Origin of the sequence: Micromonospora sp. NPDC004540, from assembly GCF_040610095.1 — a bacterium.
Taxonomy (GTDB): domain Bacteria; phylum Actinomycetota; class Actinomycetes; order Mycobacteriales; family Micromonosporaceae; genus Micromonospora.
Genome location: NZ_JBEXLR010000050.1, coordinates 1 through 16,114 on the forward strand (window position 1 = coordinate 1; position 16,114 = coordinate 16,114).

The window sequence follows — 16,114 nt, forward strand, 5'->3', positions numbered from 1 at the left end:
GTGTTCATCAGAGAAGCTCCATTCGGGGGTTGGCGCACCAGACCGATGGGGGTCGGCTGTGCGCAAGCACCGTCAGGCGCTAACAGGAAAGTCTTAGGGGGATCATCCGGCGCGCGGGGCGGGGGGCCTCTTCGTCGCGCCGGGACCATGTACAACGACCGGCCGGCCACCATCATTCCGGGCCCGGCACACCCACCGCGGCGGGCGGCCACCCGCCGTGCGCGGCGGTCTTCCTCGGCCGTTCACCCGGATACAACGACCCCCACCCGCCAGCCATTCCACCGTCGGGGTGCCGCCGACCACCCCCACAAACCGGACACCGCACGCAGACCGGGACGGTCGGTGGAACGGCATGGAGGTATCCCGGCCCCGGAGACATCCATGGCGTTCCACTCACCGCCCCGGGCAGGGCAGGAACCGGACATTCCACCAGATCGGGCCGGCGGCTTCTGCCCTGGGCAGATCCGCTCACCGTGAACATTGCTCACCGAAGCAGGGGTCGCGCGGCAGGGTGGGACGCATGAGACTGCTGATGCTGGGTGGTACGGGCTTCGTCGGTGGGGCCGTGGTGACCGAGGCGGTTCGCCGGGGCTGGTCCGTGACGGTGTTCAACCGGGGGCTGCACGGCACCGTGCCCGAGGGCGTACGCCGGTTGCGGGGTGACCGCACCGCGCCGGACGGGCTGGCGGCGCTGGCCGGCGGCCAGTGGGACCTGGTGGTGGACACCTGGGACGGGGCGCCCCGGGCGGTCCGGGATGCGGCGCGTGCCCTGACCGGGGCGGTGCCGCACTACGTCTACGTCTCCAGCGGCTCGGTCTACGCGCCGCCCGTCGGGCTGGGCACGGGCGAGGACGCCCCGGTCTTCGCCGCCGAGGCGGATGCGGGCGACGGGGACTACCCGCACAACAAGGCGGGTGGGGAGCGGGCCGCCGTGGAGGTGTTCGGCGACCGGGCGTTGCTGGTGCGGGCCGGGCTGATCCTCGGGCCGGGCGAGGACATCGGGCGGCTGCCCTGGTGGCTGCACCGGGTCGCCCGGGGCGGTGAGGTGCTCGCCCCCGGCCCGCGCGACCTGCCGGTGCAGTACGTCGACGCGCGGGACCTGGCGATCTGGCTGCTGGACCGGGGGATCGAGGGCGTCGGTGGGGCGTACAACGTGGTCAGTCGGACCGGGCACACGACGATGGGTGAGCTGCTCGACGCGGCCGTGGCGGTGACCGGCGCGGACGCGACGCTGCGCTGGACGGCGCCGGACCGGCTCCTGGCGGCGGGCGTGGAGCCCTGGAACGACCTGCCGATCTGGATCCCGCGCGGGCACGAGTACCGCTGGTTGCAGGAACGGAACGTCGAGCGGGCCTACGCGGCGGGCCTGGTCTGCCGGCCGGCGGCCGACACGGTCGCGGACACGTGGCGCTGGCTGTGCGAGGTCGGTCGGGTGCCGGCCCGGGCGGGTCGCCCGGCGCGGGCGCCGGTCGGCCTGGCCCCCGAGCGCGAGGCGGCCCTCCTGGCCGCCCTACCGGCCTGACCACCGAGCCCCGCCGCCCTAGCGCGCCGGCAGGCCGCGGCGAGGCTGGGCGGCGGGTCAGCGTCAGGCCGGTGCGACCGGCACGTCGAGTACCTCGTCGACCGGGCGGCGCGGGGTGGGCCGGCCGGGCTGGCCGAACCCGATCCGCATGACCATCTGCGGGGTGCCGAACCGGCCGAGGGACAGCCGCAGGGCCTCCCGCGCCCCGGGCACCTCGATGGGCTGGGAGAGCATCGACACGGCCAGCCCGGCGTCGGTGGCGGTGAGCAGCACCCGTTGCAGGGCCTGTCCGGCGACGATCTGGTCGGTGGCGGTGTTCCCGGCCGAGCCGAGCACGGCGACGAGCGGTTCCGGCTCGAAGTCGCGGCCGGGGGCCCGGTTGCGGCCGCCGAAGCCGCGCTGCGGCAGCAGGTCCTGCGGCTCGCTCTGCGGCCCGCCCGCCGTGGTGGGCACGCCGTCGGGGGACGGCTCGGAACGGATCCACCGGGTCCGCTCGGTGACGTAGGCAGGATCGCGCTCCAGCACCCGGTGGGCGCTGCGGGCGATCTCGGCGAACGCGTTGACCGCGCTGGTGCCGATGACCAGCTCCAGCCAGCACTGCTCGGCGCGGGCGGCCTCGCCGAGGTGCCAGCGGGCGTCGGCGGGGACCGGGTCGGGCCAGAACGGCGCCCGGTTGCTGAACCGGCGGCCGACCGCCCCGTGCAGGCTCTGCTCGGCAGGGGTGGGGCGGCGCGGCACGTCGGGGACGAGCCGGGCCACCACGTCCGGGTCGCCGGGATACGGGCGGAGCCGGACCATGGCCGGGGTGCCCGCCACGGCGAGCGCCAGCCGCAGGTTGAACAGGGCCGCGCCGCAGGCGATCCGGGCGCCCCAGCCGCTCGGGTCGGTGGCCGGCAGCCGGCGCCCCGGGTCGACGGCGAGTTCGATCCCGCCGTCGACGAGCCGGAACCGCCACGGCTGGGTGTTGTGCAGCGACGGCGCGCGCACCGCGTCGGCGGTCGCGTTCCGCAACTGTTCGACGGTGTAGCCCGTGGTCATGGTGGTGCTCCCTCCGTGCGGGCCGGGTCGCCCTGCCGGTCGGTCCATCCCCACGGTGCGTCACCGGTCGGTGCCGGGAGCAGGGCCGGAGGTCCCCACCTCGCCGGGTCCGTCTGCCCGCCGGGGCGCGTGACGGTCGGGACCTTCGGCCCGTGCGGGACGCCCGTGCGGGAGGGTAGAAAGGACGGATGATCCGGGTGTTCCTGCTTGACGACCACGAGGTCGTCCGTCGTGGCCTGGCCGACCTGCTGCAGAGCAGCGGCGACATCGAGGTGGTCGGCGAGTCCGGCTCCGCCCAGGAGGCGTCCCGCCGTATCCCGGCGCTCCGCCCCGACGTGGCGATCCTCGACGCCCGGCTGCCCGACGGCAACGGCATCGACGTCTGCCGGGACATCCGCGCCGTGGACTCGTCGATCAAGGGGCTGATCCTGACCTCGTACGAGGACGACGAGGCGCTCTTCGCGGCGATCATGGCCGGCGCTGCCGGCTACGTGCTCAAGCAGATCCGCGGCACCGACCTGGTGGACGCGGTCCGGCGGGTGGCGGCTGGGCAGTCCCTGCTCGATCCGGCGATCACCACCCGGGTGCTGGAGCGGATCCGCAGCGGCGTCGAGCAGCCGCGCGAGCTGAAGTCCCTCACCGAGCAGGAGCGGCGGATCCTGGAGTACGTGGCCGAGGGGCTGACCAACCGGGAGATCGCCGGCCGGATGTTCCTCGCCGAGAAGACGGTGAAGAACTACGTCTCCAGCGTGCTGGCCAAGCTCGGCCTGGAGCGTCGTACGCAGGCCGCGGTGCTGGCCACCCGGCTGCTCGGCAAGACCCACTGAGGCGCGGGGCGCCCCGCCCGCTCAGTCGCCGAGCGGGACGCTCCAGCGCAGCTCGGTGCCGTGCGGGGTCACTCGGCTGAGCCGGAAGTCGCCGCCCAGCCGCTCGGCCCGCTCGCGCAGGTTGACCAGGCCGCTGCGGGCCGCCTCCGGGTCGCAGCCGATCCCGTCGTCGGTGACCGTGACGCTCACCCAGCCGGCGTCGACCCGCACCTGGACCGACACCCGGTCGGCCCGCGCGTGGCGTACCGCGTTGGAGAGCGCCTCCCGGAGCACGGCGGTGAGCTCGGGGCGGAGCTGGTCCGGGACGGCGCTGTCGATCGGGCCGACCAGCTCCAGGTCGGGTCGGAAGCCCAGCGACCCGGCGGCCACCTCGATCGCCTCGCGGATCTCGGTGCGCAGCGCCGCGCTCATCGGGGTGCGCAGCTCGAAGATGGTGCGGCGGATGTCGCGGATGGTGGCGTCCAGGTCGTCGACCGCCTGGTTGATCCGCTTGGCCACCTCGGGCCGGGTGTTCATGGCCCCGCTCTGCAGTTGCAGGCCGGTGGCGAACAGCCGCTGGATCACCACGTCGTGCAGGTCGCGGGCGATCCGCTCGCGGTCCTCCAGGACCACCAGCAGCTCCCGTTCCTCCTGGCCGCGGGCCCGCTCCATGGCCAGCGCGGCCTGGCCGGCGAAGCTGCCCAGCAGGGCCACGTCGTCCTCGGCGGCGGGACCGCGGTCGGGCCGGTGCGCGATGACCAGCACGCCGTGCAGGGTGTCCGCTGCGGCGAGGGGGGAGACCACCGCCGGCCCGGCGACGACCGGCTGTGACCAGGGGGCCGCCTCGGCGAGGTTCTCCAGCAGCTCGTGGCGGCGTTCGGTGACCGAGGCCACGAAGGTGGTCTCGTCGGCCGGCAGCACCGCGCCGACCAGCTTCCGGGCGGTGTCGTCGGCGCCGTCGACCACCTCGACGGTGAACTGGCGCTCGTCCTCGTCGTAGAGCAGCACGAGGGCCAGTTCGGCGTCGGCGACCTCCCGGGCCCGCCGGGCGACCAGGGTCAGCGCGTCGGTGCGGCGGACCTCGCCGAGCAGCACCGAGGTGATCTCGGCGGTCGCGGCCAGCCAGCGTTCCCGCCGGTGCGCGAGGGCGTAGAGGCGGGCGTTCTCGATCGCCACGCCGGCCGCCGCGGCGAGCGCGACCACGATCTCCTCGTCGTCCTCGGTGAACTCGGCGGCGCCCTGCTTCTCGGCCAGGTAGAGGTTGCCGAAGACGTGGTCGCGGATCCGCACCGGGACGCCCAGGAAGCTGTGCATCGGTGGGTGGTGGGCCGGGAAGCCGTAGGACCGGGGATGCTGGGTGATGTCCGGCATGCGTAGCGGGCGGGGGTCGTCGATGAGCAGGCCGAGCACGCCCCGCCCGTGCGGCAGCTCACCGATCTTGGCATGCAGCTCGTCACTGATGCCGTGGACGATGAAGTCGTGCAGCAGCCGGTCGGCGCCGATCACGCCGAGCGCGCCGTAGCGGGCGCCGACCAGCTCGCAGGCCGACTCCACGATCCGCTGGAGGGTGCTGCGCAGGTCGAGGTCGGAGCCGATGCCGACGACCGCGTCGAGCAGGGCGCGCAGCCGCTCCCGGTTGGTGACCACCTCGCCGACCCGGTCCAGCATCTCCTGGAGCAGCTCGTCGAGCCGCACCCGGGACAGCGGGGTCAGCCCCAGCGACGGGGGGACGTTCTCGTTGCGTGGGTTCGGTGCGCTGGCCACCCGGCGATGCTATCGCCCGGTGGCCGCCCGCAACGAGGTCCGTCAGGAGAGCTGGCCGCGCACCGCGGAGGTGTCCACGGTCTTTGCGGTCTCCAGCCGCGGGGTGTGCGGCGGGCCGGCGTGCGTCGGGTCGGCCAGGCCGAGGCGCAACGAGATGTACGGGAAGCCCAGGCCGGACAGCATCTGCCGGAGCGTCTGGCGGGTGCCCTCGACCTCGACCACGCCGGAGAGCGGCACCAGGGACACGCCGTGCCGGGTGGCGGTGAGCCAGGCGGCGGAGAGCGCCTCGCCGGCGCGCAGCCAGCTGTCCGGCTCGTCCTCGGCGCCCCAGAGGATCCCGTAGACGGCGGCCCGGTCGTGCCCCTCACCCACGGGCAGGGTGCCGGGGCCGAAGTCGCGGGTCGGGACGGTGGTCCGGGGGGCCTGCTCCGGCAGCACCTCCGGCGGCAGCCCGGTGCCGGGGGCGGCCCGACTGGTCCAGTACGCCAGCTCCTCCTGCAGCTCCGGGCTGCCCTTCTCGACCTCCGCCGCGTGCTGGGCGGCGGCGGCCAACTCGAGCTTCTGGTCGTCGTCCAGCACCTGCAGGTTGACACCCTCCCGGGTGGCCGCCCGGTCGATCTCGCCCAGCACGGCGGTCGGGATCGGCTCGTCGCTGACCGGCCGGCGGTCGGTGTGGCGGACCTGCATGCACTGGACCGTGCGCATGGCGTCCGGGTCGGCGCCGGTGGGCTTCAGCCCGGTCAGCCGGGCGACCAGATCGGGCTGGCCGGGGTCGGGCATGCGCTCCACCACCGGCGTCCAGCCCTCGGCGGCCAGCGCCACCCGGGCGTGGTGCAGCGCGACGCCGCAGCTCAACACCAGCAGCCGGCCCTCCGGATCCAGGACGCTGAGGTGACGCTCCCGGACCACGCGCAGTTCCAGCGCGTCGGGCAACACCGTCCAGTGCCACGGCTGGGAGTTGTGCACCGAGGGGGCGTGGCCGGCCATTCCGGCGGCCTCCGCGAGCGCGGTGGTCAGCGGGCGATCGGTAGCCGGCGTCTCGTGGCTCATCGTCACGACCTTTCCTGTTTCTCCCCATCGTGCCCCACGCCCCGGTGCGCCCGGGTGGGGATGCCGCTCGCACCATCCTCGGCCATGTCCGCGGTGGCCGCACGCGTCGCACGTCCCGCGCCCACCCCGCCCCGCCCGCCGGGAGGGGTCAGCGTTCGCGGACCACCGCGACCGGGCACTGGGCGTGCTGGATGAGCTGCTGGCTGACCGAGCCGAGCAGCATCCCGCGCAGCCCGCCCCGGCCCCGGCTGCCGACCACCACGAGCTGGGCCGCCCGGCTCTCCTCGACCAGCAGCGCGGCCGGGCTGCCCGGGCTCGCCACCACCTCGACCGGCACGTCGGGGAAGGACTCCCGCCAGGGGGCCAGGTCCGCCTCGGCGGCCGCCCGCTCGGTGGCGTTGGCTTCCTCCTGGTCGAAGCCGGGCGGCACCCGCCGCTCGCCGGGCGGCTGCCAGACCCGCAGCGCCCGCACCGGCACGTCCCGCTGCACGGCCCGCTCGACCGCGAAGCCGAGCGCCTGCACGGAGGACGGCGAGCCGTCCGCGCCGACCAACACCGGCCCGGAGGTGGCCGCCTGGCCGTCCCGGACCACGATCACCGGGCAGTGCGCGTGGGCGGTGACGGAGATGGCCGTGGAGCCGACGAGCAGCCCGCCGAAGCCGCCGTGGCCCCGGCTGCCCAGCACCAGCATCTCCGCCTCGGCGGAGCGTTCCTGGAGGACCAGCGCGGGCGGCCCGTCGAAGACCTCGCCGTGGACGGTGAGCCCGGGCCGCTCGGCGGCGGCGTCCGCCGCCGCCTTGCGGACCAGTTCCTCGACCTGCCGCCGGGCCGTCTCGTCGGGCCAGACGCCGGGGGCCACCCCGGGACCGATCCAACCGGCCACGGTCAGCCATTCGAAGACGTACGCCAGCCGGACCGGCCGGCCCGAGCGGCCCGCCTCGTCCAGCGCCCAGTCCAGGGCCACCGACGCGTCGGTGGAGCCGTCGTAGCCGACCAGGATCTCCTCGGTGTTCACGGTGCTGGCCTTTCGTTCGCGACTGCGGGGCTCGCAAGCTCACTCCTCACGCTCACTGGCCGCCCCGCACACCCGGGTCGGTCTCCCGGATCCAGCGCCACTCGGCGACCCGGGGGTCGTCCTCGCCGCAGCGGCGGGTGTAGTCGCGGCAGGACTGCCGCGTGTCCACCATCTGCTGGCGCAGGTGGGCGGCGCGCGAGCGCAGCCCGGGCGTCCGGTCGATGACGTCGATGACCAGGTGGAAGCGGTCCAGGTCGTTGAGCATCACCATGTCGAACGGCGTGGTGGTGGTGCCCTCCTCCTTGTAGCCGCGGACGTGCAGGTTGTCGTGGTTGGTCCGGCGGTAGGTGAGCCGGTGGATCAGCCACGGGTAGCCGTGGTAGGCGAAGATGACCGGCTTGTCGCGGGTGAAGATGGTGTCGAACTCGCTGTCCGGCAGGCCGTGCGGGTGCTCCGACGGCGGCTGGAGGCGCATCAGGTCGACCACGTTGACCACCCGGACCTTGAGGTCGGGCAGGTGCTGACGGAGCAGGTCGGCCGCGGCCAGCGTCTCCAGGGTCGGCACGTCGCCGGCGCAGGCGAGCACCACGTCCGGCTCGCTGCCGTCGTCGGTGCTGGCCCAGTCCCAGATGCCCAGGCCGCGGCGGGTGTGCTGGATCGCCTCGTCCATGGTCAGCCAGTTGGGTGCCGGCTGCTTCCCGGCCACCACCACGTTGATGTAGTGCCGGCTGCGCAGGCAGTGGTCCATGGTGGAGAGCAGCGTGTTGCCGTCCGGCGGCAGGTAGACCCGGACCACCTCAGCCTTCTTGTTGACCACGTGGTCGATGAAGCCCGGGTCCTGGTGCGAGAAGCCGTTGTGGTCCTGCCGCCAGACGTGGCTGGAGAGCAGGTAGTTCAGCGACGCCACCGGCTCCCGCCACGGGATCTGCCGGGTCACCTTGAGCCATTTGGCGTGCTGGTTGACCATCGAGTCGACGATGTGGATGAACGCCTCGTAGCTGGTGAAGATGCCGTGCCGGCCGGTCAGCAGGTAGCCCTCCAGCCAGCCCTGGCACAGGTGCTCGGAGAGCACCTCCATCACCCGGCCGTCGGGGGAGAGGTGGTCGTCGCCCGGCAGCCGGCTGCCGACGAACGCCCGGTCGGTGACCTCGAAGACGGCGCTGAGCCGGTTCGAGGCGACCTCGTCCGGGCCGAACAGGCGGAACGTCTCCGGGTTGCGGGTGATGACGTCCCGGACCCAGGGGCCCAGCGCGCCGGCGGCGCCGGCCATCGGCGTGCCCGGCTCCTTGACGTCGACCGCGTAGTCGCGGAAGTCGGGCAGCTCCAGCTCGCGCAGCAGCCGGCCGCCGTTGGCCACCGGGTTGGCGCTCATCCGCCGGTCGCCGGTCGGCGGCAGGTCGGCCAGCTCGGGGACCGGCCCGCCGGTGGCGTCGAACAGCTCCTCCGGTCGGTAGCTGCGCAGCCACTGCTCCAGCTCGGCCAGGTGCGCCGGGTTCTTCCGGACCGCGTCGATCGGCACCTGGTGGGCGCGGAAGGTGCCCTCGACCTGCTTGCCGTCGACGTCCTTCGGCCCGGTCCAGCCCTTCGGCGTACGAAGGATGATCATCGGCCAGCGGGGGCGCTCGACCTCGCCGCCGGAGCGCGCCCGGCGCTGGATCTCGGCGATCTCGTCGACCGCCCGGTCCAGCGTCGCGGCGAGGGCCTGGTGCACCCGGGCCGGGTCGTCGCCCGCCACGACGTACGGCTGGTAGCCGTAGCCGCGCATCAGGTCGAGCAGGTCCTCCGAGGGGATCCGGTCGAACACCGTCGGGTTCGCGATCTTGTAGCCGTTGAGGTGCAGGATCGGCAGCACCGCCCCGTCCCGGGCCGGGTTGAGGAAGACGTTGGACAGCCAGCTTCCGGCCAGGGGGCCGGTCTCCGCCTCGCCGTCGCCGACCACGCAGGCGACCAGCAGGTCCGGATTGTCGAACGCGGCGCCGTACGCGTGGCTCAGCGCGTACCCCAGTTCGCCGCCCTCGTGGATCGAACCCGGCACCTCCGGCGCCACGTGGCTGGGGATGCCGCCGGGGAAGGAGAACTGGCGGAACAGCCGCTGCATGCCGGTCTCGTCGCGGGCGATGTGGTGGTACAGGTCGCTGTACGTGCCCTCCAGCCAGGTGTTGGCCACCAGGGCGGGGCCGCCGTGGCCCGGGCCGGTGACGAAGATGGCGGACAGGTCCCGGTTGACGATGACCCGGTTGAGGTGCGCGTAGAGGAGGTTGAGGCCGGGGCTGGTGCCCCAGTGCCCCAGCAGCCGCGGCTTGATGTGCTCGGGCCTGAGCGGCTCGCGGAGCAGCGGGTTGTCAAGCAGGTAGATCTGCCCGACGGTGAGGTAGTTCGCCGCCCGCCAGTAGGCGTCAATCCGGCGCAGCTCGTCCTCGGTCAGTGGGCTGTGCAGGTCCAGAGCGGTGTCCATGCTGCGTTAGCCTCTCGCGGCTCGGGGTCTTCTGCCACCCGGGAGCGGATCCGCCGCCCCCGGCCCGTCCAGCCTCGTCCTGCGACCACCGGGTCGGGCAGGGCCGTAGGTCCCGCGCCCGGCGGGCGTCACGACCCCTCCCCGTTCTCGGGGTCGAGTCCACGGACGACGATCACCGGGGCCGGCGAGTGGTAGAGCAGCGTCTGGCTGACCGCGCCCAGCATGCCCCGCAACGGCTCGTCGCCGCGCGCGCCGACCAGTGCCACCTGCGCCGAGCGGGACTGTTCCAGCAGGACGGCCCCGGGGTCGCCGCGGACCGTGTGACACTCGACGGCGACCCGGGGATGCCGGGCCCCGTGCCGGGCGACGGCCTCGTCGAGCAGGTGGTCGTCGTCGGGGTGGCGGTTGGGCTCGACCACCCGGATGGCGAGCAGCCGGGTGCCCCGGCCCTCGGCGCAGTCGAAGGCGTACGCCAGGGTGGCGCGGGAGCTGTCCGAGCCGTCGAAGCCGACCAGCAGCGGCCCCTGCGGGGGCGGCTCGGTCCGGGCGACCAGCACCGGGCAGCCGGCCCGGGCGGCGAGCTGCACCGCCGGCGCGTCGGCCGGTACGCAGGACGCGCAGCCGGCCATGCCGCCGTCGCCGACCGCCAGCAGGAACGCTGAGTCGGAGGCCCGGACCAGCGCCTCGACCGGAGAGCCCTCGACGATCTCATCGGTCACCGGCACCGCCGGCGCGGCCTCGGCGACCGCCCGCCCGGCCTGCTCCAGCAGCTCCTCGGCGGCGGCGCGCGGGCCACTCACCGAGAACGACTCCATGGCCGCCGCCCAGTTGAAGGCGTGCAGCAGGTGCAGCGGCCGGTCGTGCGCGGCGGCCTCCCCGGCGGCCGTCCGGACCAGCTGCAGGTCCTCCGCCGAGCTGCCCACGCCGACCACCACCGCGCCGTGGGTGGGTGCGGGCATCCCGGCTCACCTCCCGACCGCGCTCTCCTCACCCACCGTAGTCGGGTGCGTGCCCGCCGGGACCGGGTCGGCGGAACTGCTGCCGGCGGGAGGGTCAGCGCGGGTTGGGCAGGGCCGGGTGGACGCGTACGACGACGGCGGTGGCGTTGTCCTCGCCGCCCTCGGCCAGGGTGGCGGACAACAGGGCCTGCGCGGTCCGGGCCGGGTCGCGCCGCGCGGCCAGCAGGTCCCGCAGCCGGTGGTAGTCGAGCTGGTCGCTCACCCCGTCGGTGCAGAGCAGCCAGGTGTCCCCGCTGCGCAGCGGCACGGCGAGCAGGTCGGGCTCGGGCTTGTCGGGGTGGCCGACGTAGCGCAGCAGCTGGTAGCGGGCTCGGGCCGCCTCCGGCGAGTCGGGCGGCCACCAGCCGTGCAGCAGGCCGAGCCAGGCCATGGTGTGGTCGACGGTCACCAGTTCCAGCAGCCCGTCGCGCAGCCGGTACGCCCGCGAGTCGCCGAGCTGGACCAGCCAGCCCTGCCCGCCGCCCGGCTCGGCCACGAGGGCGGTGAGCGTGCACCCGGCGAGCCCGGCCAGTCCCGCGCCGGCCCGGCGTACCCGGAGTTGGGTCTCCGCCGTGGCGGCGCGCAGCCCGGCGGCGTCGACCGCCGGCCAGCCGGCGCGGACCTGCGCCACGAAGGTGGCCATCGCGGTGGCGCCCGCGATCCGGCTGCCCTCGCCGTCGCCCATGCCGTCGGCGACCGCCGCCAGCGGCAGTTCCGGGTCGACGTGCAGCACGTCGAAGTTCTCCGGGTAGCGGTGCCCGACCACGCTGCCACCGGCGATCTCCAGGGTGAGCCGGCCGACGGTCAGCCGACGGGTGGCCTGGACCGGCTGGTCCAGGGGGCGGCGGCGGAACACCTGCGGACCGTAACACCGGTCCGGGTCGCGGATCGGCAGGTCGCGCCCCGTGTCGGTCTGTCAACCGGGGTTGACAAACGGGCTCCGTCAACCTACGTTGACAGAATGAGTCAGGCGACGGAACTCGCGGCGGCGGCCGGCAGTACCGACCCGAAGGTCGGGCTGCGGGCGGTGCTCGCCCTGCGCCGACTGCTCGAACGGCTGGAGGTGGTCCAGGTGGACAACGCCCGACGGCAGGGCTGGTCCTGGCAGGAGATCGCCGACGCCCTCGAGGTCAGCCGGCAGGCGGTCCACAAGAAACACGCCGGGCGACCGGCGGTCCGCGGAAGCTGGGAGGCGTGATGTTCGAACGGTTCACCGACCGGGCCCGCGCGGTGGTGCACCACGCGGTGGACGAGGCGCGCACCGAGGGCCGGCGCCCGGTCGGCACCGAGCACCTGCTGCTCGGCGTGCTCGCCGACGGCGACAACCTGGCCGTCCGGGTGCTGTCGGCCGGCGGCATCCGGGCCGACGACCTGCGGGCCGCGGTGGCCCGGCACACCGCGCACGGGGTCGACGGCCTCGGCGCGGCGGACGCGGCGGCGCTGCGCGAGATCGGCATCGACCTCGCCGCGATCGTCGCCCGGATCGAGGAGTCCTTCGGCCCCGACGCGCTGCGCGAGGCGGCCCCCGCGCCGCGCCGCTGGTGGGGGCGGCGTCCCGACAGCGGCCGGTTCTCGCCCCGCGCCAAGAAGGTGCTGGAGCTGTCCCTGCGGGAGGCGCTGCGGCTGCGCCACCACCACATCGGCACCGAGCACATCCTGCTCGGCCTGCTGCGGGAGGGCAACGGGCTGGCCGCGCTGGTGCTCACCGAGGCCGGTGCGGACCTCGACGACCTGCGCCGGCGGGTCGAGGCGGCGCTGCGCACGGCGGCCTGACCGATCCGGCCGGCCGCCGACACGGGGCCGGCCGGGTTCAAACCTGTTTGCGGTTCTCGCAACGTCGGCCGCCGTCGGGTCGCTGCGCCGCCCCGGTTGCTGCACACTGGCGCCGTGGACGGTGGAGACGACAAGCGCCCGGTGACCGCGGACAACCGCACCCCGCGCTCGGCCGTGGTGGTCAACCCGGTCAAGGTGACCGATCTCGACGATTTCCGCCGGACGGTGGAGGGCGCCCTCACCGCCGCCGGCTGGCCCGAACCGGCCTGGTACGAGACGACGGTCGAGGACCCGGGCCGGGGCCAGACCGAGGCGGCCGTCAAGGCCGGCGCCGAGGTGGTCTTCGCCTGCGGCGGGGACGGCACCGTGATGGCCTGTGTCACCGCGCTGGCCGGCACCGACGTGGCGCTCGCCGTGCTGCCCCAGGGCACCGGCAACCTGCTCGCCGCCAACCTCGGCCTCTCCAACGACCTCGCGGCCGGCCTGGAGGTCGCCGTCGAGCGGGGCATGCGCCGGCTCGACGTGGGCGTGGTCGGCGACCAGTGCTTCGCCGTGATGGCCGGGATGGGCTTCGACGCGCAGATGCTCGACTCCACCTCCGAGACGACCAAGAAGCGGATCGGCTGGCCGGCCTACCTGGTGGGCGCGGCCAAGCACCTGCGGGACCGGCCCATGCGGGTCTCCATCCGCATCGACGACGGGCCGCCGCTGCGCCGGCGGGCCCGCTCGGTCCTGGTCGCCAACGTCGGCCGGCTCCAGGGCGGGGTACGCCTGCTCACCGACGCCGAGCCGGACGACGGCTGGCTCGACGTGGCCGTGCTGACCCCGCGGACGCTCGGCCACTGGCTCGCCATGGGCTGGGCGGTGCTGCGGCGGCGCGGCAGCGTGCCCCGGATGGAGGTGTTCCGGGGCCGCAAGGTCGTGATCACCAGCAACCGCGCCCAGCCCCGGCAGCTCGACGGCGACCTCATCGAGCCGGGCCGGTCGCTGAAGGCCCGGATCCGGCCCGAGTCGCTCTGGCTCTGCGTGCCGCGGCCGGCGCGCCACCCCGACCTGTCGGTGGACGCCGACGCCGCCGCCGAGCGCGGCGAGCGGCTGGTCGAGGAGGGCCGCCGTGAGTAGCACCAAGCTCGTTCCCGAGACCCGGCTGATGGCGAAGGAGGAGCTCTCCGCCGACGACGCCTGGCGCACCCTCCGCCGGCACGGCGGCTGGTGCCTGCTGCGGGACGCCTTCATCCGGTTCCGCTACGGCGACGGCTTCAGCCACTCCCGGGCCTTCGCGTTGCAGCTCTGCCTGGCCGTGGTGCCGTTCCTCATCGCACTCACCGGCCTGATCACCGACCTGGGTGTCGACGAGGGCGGCAAGGTGGTCGCCGACACGGTGCTGGCGATCACCCCGGGCCAGAGCGAGTCCGTGGTCCAGGAACTGCTGGCCGACTCCGAGCGCACCGAGCGGGCCGGCGAGCTGGCGCTGACCCTCGGTCTGCTGACCGGCCTGGTCGCGCTCACCGCCACCATGGCCCAGATCGAACGGGGCGCGAACCGGATCTACGGCGTCGAGCGGGACCGTCCGGCCCTGTTCAAGTACCTGCGCGCCGCGGTCCTCGCGCTTCTCGCCGGCGTGCCCGCGCTGGCCGGGTTCCTGATCCTGGTCGGCGGCCGGGCGATGGGCGACTCCGTACGGCGGCACTACGAGTGGGGCGACCTTGCCCACGGCGCCTGGGACGTGATCCGCTGGCCGCTCAGCCTGGGCCTGACCGTGCTCGCCGTCGCGGTGCTGTTCCGGCACGCGCCCCGGCGCCGGCAGCCGGGCCTGTCCTGGCTCTTCTTCGGCGCCGGCATCGCCACCGCGCTCTGGTGGCTGGCCAGCCTGCTGCTCGCCGCCTACGTGAAGTACAGCGCCGGATTCGGGCAGACGTACGGCGCGTTGACCGGGATGATGGCCCTGCTGCTCTGGGCCAACCTGACCGGGATGGCGCTCTTCGGCGGGCTGGCCTTCGCCGCCCAGCTGGAGGCGATGCGGATCGGCGTGGAGGAGCCCGCCCAGCCCGACCTCTGGGAGCCGGAGGCCGAGCGCGAGGAGGTCCTCGACACCGGCGAGATGACCGCCCTCTGACCCGCGCCGCGCCCTGCGGCGTGTACGCGGAGCCGGAACCGGGTACTGCGCGCCTCGCAGAAGGCAAGGGAGGTGCGGGGTGACCGCGGTCAAGGAGGCGACGCGCCGCCCGCTCGGCCACTTCGCCGAGCGGAGCCTGGCGGGGCTGCTCGTGGTGGCCGGCGCGGGCGTCGGGTTCGGCGTGCTGCTCATGCTCGTCCGGTTCCACTGGGGGCCGCTCTACCACGCCGACCACGAGGCGGCCGAGTGGTTCAACAGCCTGGTGGCGCCGCACCACCCGCTGGTCACCGTGCTCCAGGCGGTCACCGACCTGGGCGGGCGGCCGGTGCTGATCTGGCTGATCACCATCGCGGTGGTCGGCCTGCTGATCCGCCGCCAGTCCCGGCTCGCGGTCTACCTGATCATCACGGGGGTGGGCGGGCTCATCCTCGACCCGTCGCTCAAGGCGCTGGTCGGGCGGCTGCGCCCGGTGGTGGACGTGCCCGTGGCCAGCGCACCCGGCAACAGCTTCCCCAGCGGCCACGCGCTCGGCTCGTTCGTCGCGTACGGGGCGCTGCTCCTGGTGTTCCTGCCGGCCGTGGCGCCGCGCTGGCGCAAGCCGGCCATCGCGATCGCCGCCGTGCTGGTCCTGCTGGTCGGGCTGACCCGGATCGCGCTGGGCGTGCACTTCGTCTCGGACGTGCTCGGCGGCTGGCTGCTCGGCGCGGCCTGGCTGGGCGTCACCGCGTACGCCTTCCGGCTGTGGCGGCGCGAGCGCGGCCGGCCGGTGCCCCCGATCGCCGAGGGCCTGGAGCCCGAGGCGGGGGAGGAGATCAAGCCGGCGCCGGCCGAGGAGCACGTGCTGGAGCACCCCCGCTCGGCCGTCGCCGAGCTGCTGGTCGGCTGGGTGCTCGTCTTCGGCGCCCTCTACGCCTTCGGCATGTACGTCAGCTACCACGCCAAGGGCACCGTCTTCGACACCCTCGACACCGAGGTCCCGCGCTGGTTCGCCGACCGGCACACCGACGCGCTCACCGACCTGAGCTGGTGGTGGAGCAAGTTCGGCGACACCCACGCCATCCTGCTGGTCTCGCTGGTGTTCTGCCCGATCGTGCTGGCGGTCTGGCGGCGCTGGCGCCCGGTGCTCTTCGTGGTGCTGGCGATGTTCGGCGAGCTGAGCCTCTTCCTGGCCAGCGCCCGGGTGGTGGAGCGACCCCGCCCGCCGGTGGAGAACCTGGACGGGCCGATGCCCACCTCGTCCTTCCCGTCCGGGCACATCGCGGCCACCATCTGCCTCTGGGCAGCCATGGCGATCATCGTGCTGCCGCGCACCGACCGCTGGTGGCGCTGGCTCTTCGTGGCCATGGCCGTGATCATGCCGGTCGGGGTGGCGACCTCCCGGATGTACCGGGGCATGCACCACCCGACCGACTTCATGGGCGCGATCCTGCTCGGCACGCTCTGGCTCTCGCTGCTCTGGTGGGTGGTCCGCCCCAACGCGGACGTGGCCCAGGGCAATTGGCCGGCCATCGAGTCGGAGCAGGTCCACGAGCTGGACGACGAGCTGGCGAAGGCCGGCCGGGAGGACTGACCGGGCG

14 protein-coding genes are annotated in these 16,114 nt (G+C 74.4%); 7 read left to right on the forward strand and 7 right to left on the reverse strand.

What is annotated here, in order from left to right; genetic code table 11:
- Positions 1-520 precede the first annotated feature (520 nt).
- Positions 521-1,522 carry an NAD-dependent epimerase/dehydratase family protein gene (locus ABZV78_RS18000; RefSeq protein ID WP_355639854.1) on the forward strand — a complete coding sequence of 334 codons (1,002 nt, stop codon included), beginning with the start codon at positions 521-523 and terminating at the stop codon, positions 1,520-1,522.
- A gap of 63 nt (positions 1,523-1,585) precedes the next feature.
- Here ABZV78_RS18000 and ABZV78_RS18005 read toward each other — a convergent pair whose 3' ends face one another.
- The gene (locus ABZV78_RS18005; protein WP_355639856.1) at positions 1,586-2,560 is read right to left on the reverse strand and encodes a nitroreductase; all 975 of its coding nucleotides are present in this window, start codon (positions 2,558-2,560) and stop codon (positions 1,586-1,588) included.
- Between the two features lie 188 nt (positions 2,561-2,748).
- Between ABZV78_RS18005 and ABZV78_RS18010 the strand changes: the two genes are divergently transcribed.
- Complete coding sequence (locus tag ABZV78_RS18010) at positions 2,749-3,387, forward strand: response regulator transcription factor (protein WP_355639857.1); 639 nt, start codon at positions 2,749-2,751, stop codon at positions 3,385-3,387.
- A 21-nt stretch (positions 3,388-3,408) separates the two neighbouring features.
- Here the strand turns inward: ABZV78_RS18010 and ABZV78_RS18015 are convergent, their stop codons facing one another.
- The 6 genes from ABZV78_RS18015 to ABZV78_RS18040 form a co-directional block, all read right to left on the reverse strand.
- Complete coding sequence (locus ABZV78_RS18015; protein WP_355639916.1) at positions 3,409-5,079, reverse strand: GAF domain-containing sensor histidine kinase; 1,671 nt, start codon at positions 5,077-5,079, stop codon at positions 3,409-3,411.
- Positions 5,080-5,172: 93 nt separating this feature from the next.
- Positions 5,173-6,180, reverse strand: a complete 1,008-nt coding sequence (locus ABZV78_RS18020; RefSeq protein WP_355639859.1) for a nitroreductase — start codon at positions 6,178-6,180, stop codon at positions 5,173-5,175.
- Positions 6,181-6,328: 148 nt separating this feature from the next.
- Positions 6,329-7,195, reverse strand: a complete 867-nt coding sequence (locus ABZV78_RS18025; RefSeq protein WP_355639861.1) for a universal stress protein — start codon at positions 7,193-7,195, stop codon at positions 6,329-6,331.
- A 52-nt stretch (positions 7,196-7,247) separates the two neighbouring features.
- On the reverse strand, positions 7,248-9,650 hold the full coding sequence (locus ABZV78_RS18030; protein WP_355639863.1) for a phosphoketolase family protein: 2,403 nt from the start codon (positions 9,648-9,650) through the stop codon (positions 7,248-7,250).
- A 128-nt stretch (positions 9,651-9,778) separates the two neighbouring features.
- Entirely contained in the window at positions 9,779-10,609 is an 831-nt protein-coding gene (locus ABZV78_RS18035) for a universal stress protein (RefSeq protein WP_355639865.1), read from the reverse strand.
- Between the two features lie 94 nt (positions 10,610-10,703).
- Positions 10,704-11,504, reverse strand: coding sequence for a PP2C family serine/threonine-protein phosphatase (locus ABZV78_RS18040; protein ID WP_355639867.1), 801 nt, complete (start codon positions 11,502-11,504; stop codon positions 10,704-10,706).
- Between the two features lie 105 nt (positions 11,505-11,609).
- Here ABZV78_RS18040 and ABZV78_RS18045 point away from each other — a divergent pair, with 105 nt between their 5' ends.
- From ABZV78_RS18045 to ABZV78_RS18065, 5 genes are all read left to right on the forward strand, one after another.
- Positions 11,610-11,846: an HTH domain-containing protein gene (locus ABZV78_RS18045; protein ID WP_089010418.1), complete on the forward strand. Its 237-nt coding sequence runs from the start codon at positions 11,610-11,612 to the stop codon at positions 11,844-11,846.
- Complete coding sequence (locus ABZV78_RS18050) at positions 11,846-12,421, forward strand: Clp protease N-terminal domain-containing protein (protein ID WP_355639918.1); 576 nt, start codon at positions 11,846-11,848, stop codon at positions 12,419-12,421. The genes ABZV78_RS18045 and ABZV78_RS18050 overlap by 1 nt, the downstream gene beginning before the upstream one ends.
- A gap of 114 nt (positions 12,422-12,535) precedes the next feature.
- A complete protein-coding gene (locus ABZV78_RS18055; RefSeq protein WP_355639869.1) occupies positions 12,536-13,543 on the forward strand; it encodes a diacylglycerol kinase family protein in 1,008 nt (335 codons plus the stop codon).
- Positions 13,536-14,537 (forward strand): YihY/virulence factor BrkB family protein, encoded by a 1,002-nt coding sequence (locus ABZV78_RS18060; RefSeq protein ID WP_355639871.1) that lies wholly within the window; start codon positions 13,536-13,538, stop codon positions 14,535-14,537. Before ABZV78_RS18055 ends, ABZV78_RS18060 begins: the two co-directional genes overlap by 8 nt.
- Positions 14,538-14,616: 79 nt before the next feature.
- A complete protein-coding gene (locus ABZV78_RS18065; RefSeq protein WP_355639873.1) occupies positions 14,617-16,107 on the forward strand; it encodes a phosphatase PAP2 family protein in 1,491 nt (496 codons plus the stop codon).
- The last annotated feature ends 7 nt before the right edge of the window (positions 16,108-16,114 follow it).

Excerpts from the sequence above, each read along its gene's own strand:
- ABZV78_RS18020 (WP_355639859.1), bottom strand. The coding sequence starts at position 6,180 with ATGAGCCACGAGACGCCGGCTACCGATCGCCCGCTGACCACCGCGCTC.
- ABZV78_RS18010 (WP_355639857.1), top strand. The coding sequence starts at position 2,749 with ATGATCCGGGTGTTCCTGCTTGACGACCACGAGGTCGTCCGTCGTGGC.
- ABZV78_RS18005 (WP_355639856.1), bottom strand. The coding sequence starts at position 2,560 with ATGACCACGGGCTACACCGTCGAACAGTTGCGGAACGCGACCGCCGAC.
- ABZV78_RS18000 (WP_355639854.1), top strand. The coding sequence starts at position 521 with ATGAGACTGCTGATGCTGGGTGGTACGGGCTTCGTCGGTGGGGCCGTG.
- ABZV78_RS18045 (WP_089010418.1), top strand. The coding sequence starts at position 11,610 with ATGAGTCAGGCGACGGAACTCGCGGCGGCGGCCGGCAGTACCGACCCG.
- ABZV78_RS18030 (WP_355639863.1), bottom strand. The coding sequence starts at position 9,650 with ATGGACACCGCTCTGGACCTGCACAGCCCACTGACCGAGGACGAGCTG.
- ABZV78_RS18035 (WP_355639865.1), bottom strand. The coding sequence starts at position 10,609 with ATGCCCGCACCCACCCACGGCGCGGTGGTGGTCGGCGTGGGCAGCTCG.
- ABZV78_RS18050 (WP_355639918.1), top strand. The coding sequence starts at position 11,846 with ATGTTCGAACGGTTCACCGACCGGGCCCGCGCGGTGGTGCACCACGCG.